Origin of the sequence: Burkholderia sp. GbtcB21 (assembly GCF_019091065.1) — a bacterium.
Taxonomy (GTDB): Bacteria; Pseudomonadota; Gammaproteobacteria; order Burkholderiales; family Burkholderiaceae; genus Burkholderia; species Burkholderia pyrrocinia_C.
On record NZ_JAGXKA010000002.1, the window covers coordinates 1 to 15,264 of the forward strand.

The 15,264-nt window shown below is 59.5% G+C and carries 6 protein-coding genes and 1 pseudogene; 2 read left to right on the forward strand and 5 right to left on the reverse strand.

The annotated features are described in order from the left end of the window. Positions 1–425 (forward strand): annotated as a pseudogene (locus KVT39_RS04250) (hypothetical protein); the annotation flags it as partial. 290 nt (positions 426–715) lie between these two features. On the opposite strand, the gene KVT39_RS04255 reads toward KVT39_RS04250, so the two are convergent. The 3 genes from KVT39_RS04255 to KVT39_RS04265 are packed head-to-tail and all read right to left on the reverse strand — an operon-like array spanning position 716 to position 12,088. Continuing rightward, on the reverse strand, positions 716–2,476 hold the full coding sequence (locus KVT39_RS04255) for a ShlB/FhaC/HecB family hemolysin secretion/activation protein (protein WP_217587964.1): 1,761 nt from the start codon (positions 2,474–2,476) through the stop codon (positions 716–718). A 58-nt stretch (positions 2,477–2,534) separates the two neighbouring features. Further along, positions 2,535–3,005: a hypothetical protein gene (locus KVT39_RS04260; RefSeq protein ID WP_254640353.1), complete on the reverse strand. Its 471-nt coding sequence runs from the start codon at positions 3,003–3,005 to the stop codon at positions 2,535–2,537. Continuing rightward, positions 3,002–12,088 (reverse strand): hemagglutinin repeat-containing protein, encoded by a 9,087-nt coding sequence (locus tag KVT39_RS04265; RefSeq protein WP_217587966.1) that lies wholly within the window; start codon positions 12,086–12,088, stop codon positions 3,002–3,004. The genes KVT39_RS04260 and KVT39_RS04265 overlap by 4 nt, the downstream gene beginning before the upstream one ends. A 295-nt stretch (positions 12,089–12,383) precedes the next feature. Between KVT39_RS04265 and KVT39_RS04270 the strand changes: the two genes are divergently transcribed. Then, positions 12,384–13,483 (forward strand): IS3 family transposase gene (locus tag KVT39_RS04270; protein ID WP_217587968.1). Its coding sequence is split into 2 segments (ribosomal slippage): positions 12,384–12,636 and positions 12,636–13,483, totalling 1,101 coding nucleotides; the frame shifts between segments, so codons are not numbered across the junction. Positions 13,484–13,857: 374 nt separating this feature from the next. Here the strand turns inward: KVT39_RS04270 and KVT39_RS04275 are convergent. Continuing rightward, positions 13,858–14,310, reverse strand: a complete 453-nt coding sequence (locus KVT39_RS04275; protein WP_217587970.1) for a hypothetical protein — start codon at positions 14,308–14,310, stop codon at positions 13,858–13,860. Then, positions 14,307–15,236: a hypothetical protein gene (locus tag KVT39_RS04280; RefSeq protein WP_217587972.1), complete on the reverse strand. Its 930-nt coding sequence runs from the start codon at positions 15,234–15,236 to the stop codon at positions 14,307–14,309. The genes KVT39_RS04275 and KVT39_RS04280 overlap by 4 nt, the downstream gene beginning before the upstream one ends. Between the last annotated feature and the right edge of the window lie 28 nt (positions 15,237–15,264).

Below are 15,264 nucleotides of genomic sequence, written 5' to 3' on the forward strand. Positions count from 1 at the left end.
GGAAAACTTGCTTGGCTTCTTGTTCATGGCTCCATTCTCTCAAGAGTTGGAGCCTCCACAAAACTCGGGGCGGTTCACTCATCAGCGAACATGTCATCAATCTGCATTTCGATGTTGCGCGGGAACGTTGCGAAGAAGACTACAGCGCGGGGCGGCCCGTCAAAGACCGCTACAGGATTCTAATGGGTGATGACGGCCTTGAACGCAATCAGTCTCGGGGCCGCAAGCTGACCCGGGCCATCGAGATGCATGACATTCTGCTACATGCGCTGTACCTGCTCAGTCAGGCAGGATTTCTCACGGAACACTCCACCCGAGCCAGGAACTTCAAACTGACCGCTGCCGGGACACGAAGAGCGGAAATGGACCTGGAAGAACTCGACGGTCCTGCCTCATTGAACGAGAACGACCTCGTCCCTGTATAGCTGCTTGCGGTGAGACAGATCCGATGCTTGCCACCTGCCCCTGAGCTCCGTGAGCTTGAGGGCGGCGCCTGTAGTCCCCTGCCCAATCATCTCCTTGCACCAGTGCTCGTTAGCCATCGCAAACAAGCAATTCGGTCGCACGCTATGGAGCGACGACGTGCCTTGCGATAACGGTCGTCCGCTATGCTCGACGACGTCGGGTCTGGTGAAGCAACGACGCGCAGCAGTCTCGGCTGTCGCAGCTACCGCAGCGGCACTTGCTCCCTCACCGACGCTCTGTCTCGCACCCCTCAAAACTGAGCCGTCAACTGAAATCCAATCGTGACGCGCGCAGTCGGGAACCCCGATGGCTTGTACACGGGCGTGCCGGCGAACAGATCGTACCCGTAGGCCCCCAACCGCGTCGCGACACTACCCTTCACGCCAATCACTGCACCGGCCAACTGCGTTCCGACCAACACAACCGGCTGCGGTCCCCATACACGGCCGTAATCCAGTCCGGCATAAATCGCTTGTCCGGTCTGCCCGATAGGCATTTGCAGTTCGTTGCGCCAATAGAGGCCACGCGCTGCCGCCAACATCGTTTCACCATCGAAGCCGCGCACCGTGTAGCGGCTGCCGATGGTCAGGTCATCGATGTAGTACAGCGTATTTCCCGTGTACTGACCGTGAATGCTGGTCACGTAGCGGAACGGTTGCTTGGCGATCGCGAACGGTACCGACAAATTCGCATCCAGCACCGCCATTCTGTAGCGGTAGGTTGGGCCACCGCCGGCCGCGAGTATATCGTCCCGCGCACCGAGTCCGCCGACACCCTGACGATAGGCGAGCGTACCGTCGAACTGCGCGCCGTCGAAAAAGTGACGATCGGTCAGCCCGAGTTCGATAACCGTGTTGTTGCGGCGTTGCTGCGTGATTTCCGTATCTTCGATGAAGCTTTCACCGAAGCGACGCGACAACCGGACGTATCCACCGAACACGTCGTTTTGGCTGCGCAGCAGCACACGGGCCAGTTTGAAATCCAGCGTCTTCGAATTGCCGCTCGCAACGAACGTCTGGTTCACGCCGGCAATCTGTTGGTAGTAGGTGTTCGTGTACGCCGCAATCGTGGCAGTCCAGTAGCCCCACGGAATCGAATAGAAGCCGTTCCAACCGTGCGAACCAAGGCGCTTGTCGCCAAATTCGAGGTCTTGACTGACACCAACGTTAAACACGTCGTTCAAGCCAAGCGGGTTGTCGATGCCGATCGACAGATTGCCCTGCAGTTTGCCGGTTGCGCGTGTGCCTGAATTGTCAATCGATGCGACGACGGTCCACGGCTTGCCGCGCTTCACATCCAGCACCACATCGCTTTCGCCCGGTTGGCCAGCGGGAACTATTTGCATCGACACGTCCTGACTGCTGACGCGCTTCATTTGCTCCAGACCTTGCTCAAGGTCGCGGAGGTTCAGCACTTCGCCGTCACCGGTCGGGAAAGCGGTCTTCCACGTGCCGCGCAATATCTCGTCGGCGAAACGGACGTGCCGAATCACGCCCGGAATCAACGCAAGCTTCAGCGTGCCGGTCGCCAAATCCTGCTCCGGCAGCAACACGCGCGTTGTGATGTAGCCGCGCGCCAAGATTTCGCGAGACAACGCCTTGACGATCGTATCAACACCTTGTTTGCCGACGCACTGGCCCGCGTAGTGGGCGAGCCATTCGCGAGCGAAGGCGAAGCGATCCATCGGCAGTGCCGAGGCCCCGGCCGACTTCGCAGTGTCGGGCAGCGAATCCGGTACGTCGAGCGCAAAGCGTTCGATACGGAAACACGGCTGTTCGCTCGGCAACGGCGGATACGTTTCAGCGCGTGGCCCTTCCGACCGCACGGAAGGGGCGCGTAACGAGGCGTCACGCTGCTGCGCGTCGCGTTGCTGCTGCGCCTGTCGATCCTGTTCCGCGTTCGCGCGTGCAGCGGCGGCTTGGTCAGCAGGCGTCGGTGCTTGCTGTGCGTGCACTGCAAGAGATATAAGCGATGTGAGCGGTAGTACCGCTAGCCGATTGATTGTTTTCATTGTCAGACGGGCAACGCCCACAGATAGGTTACAGCACTACATTTCGCGACGTATCCACTCACCGAATCGCCGCAATTTGAGAAATAACGTCCTCGTTTGAGTCAATCGACATAACTGGATCATCGTAACCATCGATGTTATCGCTTAACCATTGCTCCCCGGGGCGGCGAACATGAAATTTTGTCACAACACTAAATTCATCGGCACTTACGACAGCGGTGAGTTGTGGCATTCGTTGCATCGTGTTCCAAATCGCAAACACGTCCCTCACAAGCAGGACAGCCTGCGCAAGTGGCAACTCCGAGTCGTAGTCTTCGACGTGCAAAGAATTGACGAAGCATTCATAGCCAGTGCGATCGGGAAAGTTACCGCGCGTCACATTTGTTGATCCCAATAGGGCGCGCAAGAGATAACACTCGTCACGCAGTTCGAATCCACTATCTGCGATGCTCTTTAACGACGGGATGAGCGGACAGTTCAGTCGCGCTTCACCCAGGGCATCCTTCATCGGTCGATTAATTTTCATCATTTACCTCCGAGATATTTGTTGAGTCCTTTCTGAATTGCCGAATTGAAGCTCGGATCGTTCAACAGCTTGTTAACTGAGTTCGGTGCGTCAGGGAACGAATTCGTACTTGGATCGTAAAGATACTTGTTTCCTTGATTGTCTTGATAGTGTATCTGGCCCGGGCGTTGCCCCGGGTTCGGATTCTCCACGTCAATTCGCTCCTTGCCATCCCCCTTCCATATGGTCTTGCTAGCGAACTGCGCGCCGTCAGCGCCCAACATAGGCGTGTTGGAGTCGCCAGCCCCCGACGACTGCCCATTTTTAGCAAGCGTGGCCGTATCCAGCCCAAGGCCCGCGCCCCCCGGCTGAAGCGTCTTTCCACCCGCCCCTGCCTCACCGACCAACACCAACCCCGGACTCGCGGTAGGCGGCTTGCCACCACCAATACCAATAACCGCGTTCAGTCCATTGGCTATACTCTGCAAGACCAAATCGAGCGCCGTCGTTTTCTTGCGGGACGTGCCTTGTCCACTGGCCTCTTCAAGCGTGTCGGTATCGGTGTGGTTCCATTGGTTATACAGGTTGACATTCGAAGCAGTGGCTGCGCCTGCTGTTCCACCGACCAGCCAGCCTAGCGCACCGACGAGCAAGTTGCCAGACACCTTCCCGGCAAGTGTCGAATCCGTCGCGCCTGCCACCTCTTTTGCGGCCTGCGCCGTCTGATCGGCCAGCAACGCTGCCAATCCTGCACCAGCCGCCCCCTGCGCCGCGCTCCCGACTCCACCCCCGCCCAAGCCGCCAATGAGCGCTCCGCCTGCAATATGCAGATAAACTCGGTTAGTTCCGCCTTCGTCCCATGAATCGGCTTCGGCTTGATAGGCAGCCTGCGCCGTCTTATCGCCAGCGAGTCCGGCCGCATCAGCCGCGCGTTGAGCTTCCGCATGCTTCATGTCCGCGTAAGAGCCGATGCCTTGCGCGACGACCTGACCTGCAGCTTGCGCTGCGTTCATCACGTCGGCCTGCTTATCCAGCAGATTTTGCACGTCCGGCGTTTTCGATACCGTTCCGTTCAAGTTCGACGTGTCGCGATTCAGGTTCGCCACATCCTGCGTCTGGCCCGCCGGATTTGTTACGTTGATCGTGCCCGCGCTGACACCGCTACGCGTGGTCGCATTCTCGCTACCGCTGTCCGATTGCGACATCATCGGAGTCACGCCGCCCGCACCGCTGACCGATCCCGGTCCGATTGCCTTGCCGGTTACACCAACGCCTGCCCCCGCACTGAACCCGTTGCTGTCCGCCGCGTAGTGCGAGTGATTTTCGATATCGCTGTAAGTCAGCGAACCCGTCGTCAATGTGTTCTTCGACGCATCGGCCGTGCTGCCGATATATGCACCTTTCAGGTCGGTATTACCCTTGACGGTGACATCGAAACCGCCGCTGCCGGCTTGAATGCCAGCCTGTTCGTTCACGCCCGCATAGTTGCCGTCCGCATGGCCGTTCTGCGCGCTGAAACTCGCGCTTCCGCCACCCATCGTGCTAACGCTGACACCGCCGCCCGCGCTGCTTTGATGCGCCGTGCTATATGTCGTGTCCTGTACGCTCTGAACGTTCAGGTTGCCGCCCACGCTTGCCGTCACCGTGCCGCCGTTCACGTTCGACCCGATCACGTTCGTATCGCCACCGCTGACAAGCGTCACGCTGTTCGCACCCGTCACGTGCGAATTGTTCTGCATCGCAGCGTCACTGTTGCCGTCGCCGTGCGCTCGCGACATCGATGCCGAAACCCCGATCCCATTCGAACCGATCGATACGCCGACGCTCGCGCTTGACGACGAATTCGAGCTGCGCGTTGAATCGGTGTTCGTGGTGTTCTGCAGGTCAATCTGATTCTTTGCGGCCAGCAACACATCGTTGCCCGACACGTTCGAACCCGCCACGGTGATATTGCCGCTGCCCGGCGTACCGTTGCCCGTCGCAATCAGGGAAGTGGTGCCGCCGGCCGTCACGCTCGATCCGCGCTGCGTCGTCTGGTTTTCCGAGGTGTCGAGTCGGCTGTGGCTCGATCCGACGCTGACTTGGACGCCGATGCTTGGTGTTCCTTTCCCTGCAAGCGCGCCACCGGTGACACTCGCAACGCCGATAGCAGCATCGCCCGCCGCCGCAATCGCGTGTAGGGCTGTTGCACGGCTGTCGCCGGCACCGCTCTTTGCCGCCTGCGCCTGCTGATACGCACCGTTGATCGCGTCACCGATGCTACCCGACAGGCCGAGCGTAACGCCGCTGCTACTGGTCGTTTCGCTATGCGTCTTGTTGCTGGTATCCGTCGCCGAATCGATCACGACGTTCGCGGCCGTACCGGTCAGGTTCTTTCCAGCAATCAGGTCGCTGCCCGTCACGTGTAACGTATCGCCCGCCTTGATAGTCAGATCGCCATTAAGCGAACCAATCGTGCTCGCGTTGTTCGTGACGGACGAAGCATGGTCCGTATCATTTTTCTTCTGCGTGCCGATACTCACGCTCAGGCCGCTTGTGCCGATACCCGAATGCGTTTCGTGATAGTAGCTGTCCTGCGTGACCGTATCCTTGGACGTCGTGATATTGACGTTGTTCGCTGCCGCAAGACTCACGTCGTTTGTACCAACGACCGTGCTGCCTTGAACTGTCAGGTCGTGGCCCGACTGAATGTTGACGGTGTTACCCGAAACCGTACTGCCGACGCCGACGTTCGCATGCGTGTCCGTCATCGAATCGGTCTTCGTGCTGCTGACGAAGCTGCCGCGCTGGACCTGCACCGACTGGTACCTATCGTGTTCCTCCCGCGCTTCGTTCACCGTGACGTTGCCCGTTGCAACAATGTTCGCCGCACCGGTGGCGTTCTCAACACCGTTCGTCATGCCCGCAGTGAGGGACGAACCCGTGAGCGTCACGTTACCTTTCGACGCGTCGGTGCTCGCTGCCGCGAGCGTCGCGTTGCCGCCCGCCGTGAATTGCGTCCCGACGGCGCGCTCGTCGTAGTCGTGATCGACTTCTTTGCGCGTTTTGCTGTCCGCCGCGACGTTATCGAGCTTCGCGGTATCCGTGACGGTCGTCGCCGTCAGGTTGCCTCCTGCGAGCACCGACAAATCCTCACCGGCGGTCACCGTCGCGCCCTTGAGCGTCGTATCGTTGCCGCTTTGCATCCCCAGGCTGCCGCCTGCGCTGATGCCGCTCGTGACGTTCTTCGTCGTGGATTCTTCCCAATGATGCTGGTCATTGAGATACATCGACTGGTTCGTCGTGGACTGAACCGTATCGACGTTGATATCCCGGCCCGCCGTTACCAGCGCATCGCCGCCAGCCGACAGATTTGCACCGTGAAGCGCGAGGTCGCGACCGGCCTGAACGGACAGGTCGCCCGTCGCCGCGATCGTGCCTTGCTGGCCGATCAAGCTTGTACTGGCCTTGCTAGCACCCGATGCATCGGTCGCGCCCACTGCATCAACCAGCGTCGTGTTGACGATATCGCGACCGGCGCTGACGGCGACCCGATTGCCGGTGATCATCCCCGACGAGTTCACCACATCGTTGCTGGCCGATACGACTGTCGTGCCGTTCGTGCTGCTACTCGAAATCGTGCCGCCACGGTTCAGGATATCGGTCGCGGTGAGTACCGTCTTCGTGCCGCCCTTGATGACGCCCGTATTCGTCGTGCTGCCGGTCGTATGAATTTCAACGTCATCGGCCGCGATCAAGGCACCGGTCGGTTGCAGGTCGTTCGCATGGGTTTGCGACATGTAGACGACCGGGGCCAACACGTGCGTCGTGCTGCCATCGGGCAGGGTCACGGTCTGGTCAACGAGCCAAACAATATCGCTCGTCAGTGCATCCATTTGCGCGGCGGTCAGTGCCATGCCGGGCACCAAACCGAATGACTTCGCGTAGTTCGCGCCGTTCGTCATCAGCGCCCGATATTCGTCTTCGGCGCTCGCGTAACCCGGCAGGAACGTGCGCCCGGTGAGCTGGGTAATCTGGTTGCGCACCATCTGCTGTTCATACATTCCGTCGCCCAAGCGCTTCTCGATGCTCGCCGGGTTCAGATTCAACTGGCCGAGCATGTAGTCGCTCGAAATGAAATTCGTGTAGCTCGTCAACCGCGGATCGGTGACGATCAAATACGGTTGCCCCGGCGCGGAATGAATCGAGTACATGCCGCTCGTCGGCAGCGTGATCGACAATGCACCGGTTGCGCTCGCGACCGATTGCAGTGCGGGGACCGTTGTCGAGCCGCTGGCCGCGCCGACCTTGTTCAGCGTGCTACCGGATACACCCTGATTGGCCGAATTGCTGCCGAGCGTGCCGCCCGTCGCACCGGTCGATGAATTCTGCGCGGCGACGTTCTGGTTGTTGACGCTCTGTGCGTTGATGTTGACCGACTGATTCGCGATGATCGTGCCGCCCGTGCCGCCGATCGCAACCGGTGTCTGGACAACGGTCGGTTCAACGATCGTGCCGCGATCCTGCGTCGTGTCTTCGTTCCACGCGTACATCGACACGATATTGTCGGTCTGGTATTGATACAGAGTCCGACCGACGTTGTTCACGACAGTGCCGCCATAACTGCCGCTACCGACGGACCCGTTTTGCTGCGTGCTGCCGATTTGAATCGACTTGCCGGCCGTGATCGCGCTGTAGTCGTTATTGATTGTGCCGACGTTCGCCATCGTGATACTGCCGCCCGCGACGAGCTGCGCTTGCTGCGCCTGGCTCGTTACCGTGTCTTGCTGAGTCGTGGACGTGGTATCGCGCCAGATTTCGACGCGCTGATAGCCGTTGTGACCGTCGCTGCGCGTCTTGTATTCCGTATCCGGGACGTAGTTAATGTGCGGGTCGTATGCGTCCCAATAGTTGACCGTCACCGACCCGTCTGCGTTGGTCGTCAGCGTGTTGTAGTAAATCGTCTGCTGCTTGCCGTTCACGTTCACGACCAGCACCTTGTCGGTCGCGTTCGGTCCCGACGTTTCCGATACAACCTGCGAAGGGCTATAGCTTGAAGTGAGCGCAGTTTTATAGCCGTTCACCCACATCGCCTGCGAGCAGCCACCGTTCGGGTCCGCGTTCATCGTCGCGCACACGATGTATTTCTGGCGCTTGGTTTGGTGCGAGGTGGTCGTCCCGGTCGTTTCAGTCGTGACCGTCGGCGCGGGGCGCGAATTGGTGAACGTGCCGGCTGCAAGCTCTACGTTGCCTTGTGCTTCGATCGTGGATTGATCGTTCAGCACGTTCTGCGTACGGTTGGCGAGCAACCCGTTAGCGTCGCGCTGACCATTCGCCGCGATATTGATGTCGCCGACGCTGAACAGGTTCGCGCCGCCCGTATTCGACAACTGATTCGTCGCGTACAGATTCAATTGGTTGGCGGCGGCGAAGACGGCGGCGGCACCGGTATTCGTGATCGTTGCCGCGTTCGCCGTCACGTTGGCACCGATCACGGTGCCCGTGTTGTTCAACGTCGAGCTGTTGGTCGTGACCGAATCGCCTTCTATACGACCAGCGTTGTCGATCGTGCCACCGTTCGCGTTGACCGTCGTGTTCGCAGAATTCAAATCCGCGCCGCTCTGGTTATCGACGTTCGCCGCATTCACCGTGAGCGCGCCATTGGCATCCAGCACGCCTTGATTCGTCAGCTTGCCCGACGTCGTGAAATTCAGGTTGCCGTTTGCGTGAAGCTTGTTCGCCGCCGTCTGCGTGTAATCGCTCGCAAGCGTGATTGAGCCGTTGCGACCCGCGATGATGGAACCGTCACCGGACAACGTACCGGTGTTAAGCGTCAAGTCTTGATCGCTACCGATCGCGCCGCCCTGATTCGACAATGCGCCGGTCTGAATCGACACGCTGCCGCCGCTGCCGGCGTCATTACCAATCTTGCCGGACGTGTCGTCAATCGATGCAGCCGTCAACGACAGCACGCCGTTTGCTCGCACAGATCCGTTCTGGTTCGACAGCGCAGCGTTCGCGCCGTTCAGCGTCAGGTTGTTCGCGGCCGACAGCACGCCGCCTGCATTGTTCGCGTTGCTGGCGACGTTCAACGTCAGGTCGTGGCCGGCCAGCGTCTGACCGCCTTGCGCGTTCGTGAGGGTTTGCGCGGTCAGCGTCACATCGCCGTTGCCGCCGATCGTGCCAGCGCCGGCTTTGCCGGACGCATCGGTGTTCGTGATCGATGCTCCGCCGTCGATTGTCGTCGCGCCCGTGCCGATATTTACAATCCGCCCGTCGCTGTTATCAATGCTTGCCCCGGACAGTTGAAGCGTTGCCGTTGCACCGTTCGCCTCGATTTGCCCGCCGCTATTGAGCACCGCTCCTTGTGCGCTGACCTTGAGGTTACCGTTCGATTGAATCAAGCCTGCCGCATTCCCGAGCTGGCCGTTCGATTGCACCGACAGCGATTGTGCTGCCAGCAAAGAACCGTTCGAATTGTCGACCGTGCCGCTCGAAACCGACACGTCACCGTTGCCGCCGATCGTGCCGCCTGCCGTGTTCGTCAGCGCGTTCGTCGTCGTGACGGACAGCGCATCCGTGCCGAGCGCCTTAACGGCACCACCATCGTTCACCAAGCTATCGGCCGAGACCGTCAGGGCGTGGTTCGACTCGATGGCACCGGTTTTGTTGTTGATCGCCCCTTGGGATTTGATCGTGACGCTATCGGCACCGATGTAGCCGGACGCGCTGTTGTCGAGCGACTGAACGCCGAGCGTGGCTTGTCGCTGCGCGGACAGGGTGCCGGCTTGATTCGACACGGCGGCAGCGGTCAGTGCCAGCGCGCCATTAGTCGCGATAGAACCGCCTTGGTTCGACAGCGCGCCGGTCCCGATGGTCAGCGTCCCGCTGCCGGCATGCGCGATTTTGCCGTGGTCGTTAATCAGCGTCGCAGGCGTCAGGCCCAAATCGGCGCTGTTGGTGTGCACGGTGCCCGAACTATTGTCGAGCGTGCCGGAAACGGCGATCGTGGTCGGGTTCGTGCCAGTCTGCGTGATCGCACCTGAGCGGTTCCCAAGATCGGTCGCCGTCAACGACAACTGGCTTCCCTGAATCGAACCTGAACTGTTGTCCAGATTGGTCGCGCGAACGTTTGCCAACGCGCCGGCAGAAATGCTGCCGGCTGCGTTAGCCAGGTGCGCGCCGGCATCGATCGATGCGTTCTGACCGGCCGTCAGTGACCCGCTACCGTTGTCGATGGACTGCGCACCGACATTCAAATCGGTAGCGGCGCTGATCGATCCTTGGTTGGCGATGCTTCCGGCCTGAACCGTGACAGCCCCATCACCACCGATCACGCCGCCTTGCGCACCGTTCGCGGTCGTGCCCGCTGCGTTCGTCAATTGGCCGCTCGTCGTGATGGACAGGCCAGCGCTGTTCAGGGACGTGACGCGCCCGGCGGAATTCTGAAGCGAAGCCGCGACCACCTTCATTTGGCCGGCGCTTTGGAAGATGCCTTGCTGATTGTTGACCGCGCCGCCTTCCACGTCGGCGGTGTTCTGCGATACCAGCGTGCCGGCCTGATTCGAGATCGCGCCGGACGTGCGTACCGTCAACGGACCTTGTGCCGACACCGTGCCGCCTTGGTTCGACAGGCTGCCCGCCGTTAGCGTGGCACCGCTTTGGCTGGACAGGCTGCCGTGGTCGTTGACGATCGCGCCTGCTGCGGTCGCGTTCAATGCGCCCTGTGCGCTCGTCGTCGCGTTCGACAGGTTGATATCACCCGCTGTCGCGTTCACATCCAGCGTACCGTTCGTCGCCGTCTTGCTGCCGGCCAGATTGACGCCGTAGCCGCGCAAGGTTGTGTTACCGCCTGCGATGTTCTGGCCGGTCGCGCTCAATTGACCCGTCGTCGTCACTTGCAGGTCACCGGCTTGCGTGACGGTGCCGTTGCTGTCGACACCCGCGCCGATTGCGCCGGTCGAATTCAGCGAACCAGCATTCACGCCAACGTTGTGTTGCGCGGCGAGCGTGCCGGTATTCGTCATGTCCGCGCCGGTACTCATCGACACGGATTGCTGGCTGTAGGTCGTGCCGTTGTTGTCAATGCCGCCGCCGGCTGACACCGCGACGTTGCCAAGCGCGCTGATCTTGCCGGACTGCACCAAGCGCCCGTCGGTCGTGAGCGTCATACCGGCCGCGTCCGCCGAAAGCGTGCCGGCATTTTGGACACCGACAGCGCTCCCGGAGCTCACCAGAAAAATACGGTTGGCATACATACCGCCGAGCTGGCCCACGTCGATCGCAACCGCCGGGGCCGCGCCATCGCCCTGAATCGGCGTCGCCGAAAGCGTGTCGTGATTAACTTGATTCGAACCCGCGATTACGTTCAGATTTTTCGCATAAATGGCCGCATTCGCCTGAACCGCGCGCGCGATGATGTCGACCTGATCGATATTTGCCGCATTCAGGCCCGATCCGGATACCGTGACAAGCCCGCGATTGACGTTGAAACCGGCCACGGAACCGTCCGCACCGTAATACGGCACGCCAGTCGTCAGAACGGCGCGTGACGTATTAATGAAGCCGCCGCCGTCAATTTGCAATCCAGCCGGATTGCTGATGATGACTTCGGCTTTCTGGCCAGCCACCTCGACAAAGCCGCGAATCGAGCTTGGATTATTGCTGTTGACCTGGTTGACGATGATCCGTGCGGCGTCGTTCGGCCCAAAATTCGGGTTGCCGTTGATCATGCCCGCTTGCTGCGTGTTGACGATTGTGGGCGAGTTATTAAGTATCGCGCCGGATTTTTGTACGTCGAATTGATTATAGGTATTTAAAGATACGCCTGCACTTCCGGGCTTATTAATATTAACTTGCGGCAATCCATTTTGCGTCTGAATCACCGAAGGCGCGTGCGCGCCGCCACCCACGATCTGGGCATTTGCCCACATGGGCGTTGCACCGGCTGCGACCAGTACCGCAAATGCCGCATGGCGCAGTGCGAATCGTGCGAACACATGTGGTACCCAAGCTGCTGACACAACTTCGCCTCGGCCAGCGTTGCCTGACGCGCTGGCAGTTTCTTCGACGGCAATCAGCATGCCCCGGACGCGACTGAATACCAGTCGGTAGTTATTTTTGTTCATGGTTCTGGTCTACTCGCAAATCGCGCCACGGCGCACTACGGATCAACGGACCATCACATTGTCTCGTAGAAGCTGTCTTCCGCCTTCTCGATGCGGGTTAAAGACTGTCAAATTGTGGTGGCAGCGAGACGTTTGTTAAGCGGACCTGTCAACTTCAACAGGTCAAATCGCGATATCTCGAAAATATATCGACCACCTCAATTTCCCCTCTCCCCCTGGTCGAAATGACCTGAGGCGTTTCTTGTAGCCATTTGGCAAGTGAGTTCTCTTTTATCCTAGAGGCAAGGAGAACTCGATGAAGAAGCGATTTACCGACGAGCAGATCATCCGCATCTTGCGAGAGGCCGAGAGCCGGGATGAGCCGGTGAAGGATCTGTGCAAGCGCCACAACATCTCGGAACAGACCTTCTATCGTTGGCGCAACAAGTTCGGCGGGATGGACGTGGCTGACGCGCGTCGACTTAAGGAGCTGGAATCGGAGAACGATCGGCTCAAGCGCCTGATCGCCGAGCAGATGCTGGTGATCGACGGCCTGAAGGAATTCAGCCGAAAAAAATGAGCACCCCGACGGGCCGGCGCGAAGCGCTGGAAGTCCTGACTCGGCGGGGGCTCTCGCAACGCAAGGCATGTTGCTACCTGGGGCTGAGTCGCCGGGTGGCAACCTATACGCTCAAGCAACCGGAGAAGGATCGGAGCCTGGGCGAGCGACTGATCGCGGCCGCTCAGGAAGTGCCGCGCTTCGGCTACCGGCGGATGTCGGCTTGGCTGGCGCTGGGCGAATCGCGCGTGCGGCGAATGTGGCGAGCCTTGCAGCTCAACATTCCGCGGCGGCGTCCTCGCCGTCGTCGTTGTGGCAACGACATTCGCCTGCCCGGTGCGACACAACCCAATTCGGTATGGAGTTACGACTTTGTGCACGATCAACTGGTGGATGGGCGGGCGTTGAAGATGCTTTGCGTGATCGACGAATACACCCGCGAGTGCCTGGCGATCGAGGTCGGCGCCAGCCTGCGGTCGCAGGATGTGATTCTGACGCTGTCGCGACTGATGCGGCTGTACGGCAAGCCCGCATTCGTTCGGTCGGACAACGGCGCCGAATTTACCGCTGCCAAGGTCATGCGCTGGCTGCGAGATGCTGAAATCGGCCCGGCCTTCATCGCGCCCGGCAGTCCGTGGCAAAACGGGTTCGTCGAGAGCTTCAACGGCAAGCTGCGCGACGAATTGCTGAACCGGGAATGGTTCCGCAGCCGCGCCGAGGCCAAGGTGCTCATCGAACGCTGGCGGCAGTTCTACAACGAGCGCCGGCCCCATAGCGCACATCGCTATCAACCTCCCGCTACGGTCCGTCGAGCCTGGCTGGATTCCGATAATATCGACACGAGACTCACTGCCTGATTGGTCACAAAATTCCGTCTCAGGTCAACGTGCTTCACGAAGCTTGGGAACCCGTGAGCGCGGACGACGTTGCCGCCGCCCGACAATATGCCCAGCGCGTTCTCGAAGACTTCTACGATGACCGAGAGTCGGTATTGAAGCTGCTGCGGGCAAAAGGCAGAGTGGCGGACGAAGACCGGCCACCGGCGACTGAATAAACTGCGAAACCACCACCCGCTGCCGGCCTCCGCTAGAGAAACATGCACACCGGTGCACGGGGGGAACGCAAGCGCGAGCGGGCGGCGTGAGTCCGCGCAGATAAGCGCAGCAAAGTTCAGTCTGCCAATGGACGGCGGAACGTGATGCTGGCCTTGGGCACAACACGGGCCATCCGCTCACGTTGGCATAGCCAGCCGCCCGACAGGGAATGCTGCCTTCACTGAATTGAGCCACTGGTTTGGCGGCTCTACCCCAGCGTAGGTTAGCAAAGTGCCGAATCCCGTACTCGATGTATGCTGAAGCGCGACTGTCGCGATGTGGTATTTGGCAATCACTCCCTCACCAGCAGCCACCTCATGTACATCTAACGTTACTCGGATGTTGAAGACCACCAACTTCATCAGATCGAAGTTGTCGTAGCGACCTTTAAGATTAATCTCTGCGATCATGTCACCGGCTATGAGAACAATCGATGACAAAATAACGCCGTCTGCTCCAATCGACGTACTTGGAATTAGCAATTCTGCGTCTCGCCCCAGCCACGCAGCCGCAGCAGCAATTCGTCCGCGCAATTCCTCCAACGGCATGAACTGTGTCAATGCGTTAAGTTGTTCGTCTATCGTGGTCATTTCTTTTGCCCTACCTTCGACACATTGCGCAAATGGACGAGCAAGCCATCAGCAAGATGCATCATGTGTCCCAATTGATTGGAGATAAATCTTGGGTCGCTTGGCTGCCACTGCCATTCCTGCGGACGAGGCGCGTCGTCATCACTTCTGTCGATCTCGTACAAGCCATGAGTGGCGTCCCACATGCGAGTCGCCAGTTCGGACGCCACTTGGATTTCAATCGAAACGGTGCAGGCTTGAGGGTGCCCTAACACTCGATATAAGACATCGTATTTAACCGTGACGTGCTGGGCAAAATAACCCTCCAGCTTGCCCTGTCTATCACGTTCGCACTCGTGACCCAACTCCTTTGCCAATTCGACAAACTTCGTCGCAAGGAATTCGACTCCGTCAATATAACGACACTGAACTCGCGTTCTCACGAGGTCGGACATTTGTGGCACAGCCGGACGACTTTCGGGGAAGAGCATTACCGCCTTCTCCAAATCCCCCTTGCAACGGCGAATCACTTTGTCCTTAATGCTCAACTCAGACTTTGACTGAAATGGCGGCAATCCACCGATGTGTCCTAGCAGATCGCCACCATGTACCTGCCGGTACTCTGTGCGCCAGTGGGACAATCGCCTCTCCGCCTCAGACCAAAACGGCCCGACCGAAACTTCTTTTGCCCATGTCTCCGCATTTTGGGCAACTAGCGCCCAATGGCCGGGATTGACCTGCCCCGGTCGAAGCGCCGCAAGCCGGGTTTCGATCTGTTCAATGGTGAGTTGAGTCTTGGTATCAGAGCTTGCCATGCGTTTCGCACGTCCCCGTATTAACGTTTCGCCGTCGTTTACGCAGCACGAATCATCATACATCGGCGCGTCGCCGGTTGTGCCGGTTCTTTGCCAGCGGGTCGAAAAGCGACTGCCGGCGTCGCCGCGCACCGTTGTTATCCATCGTTCGCAACAGTGC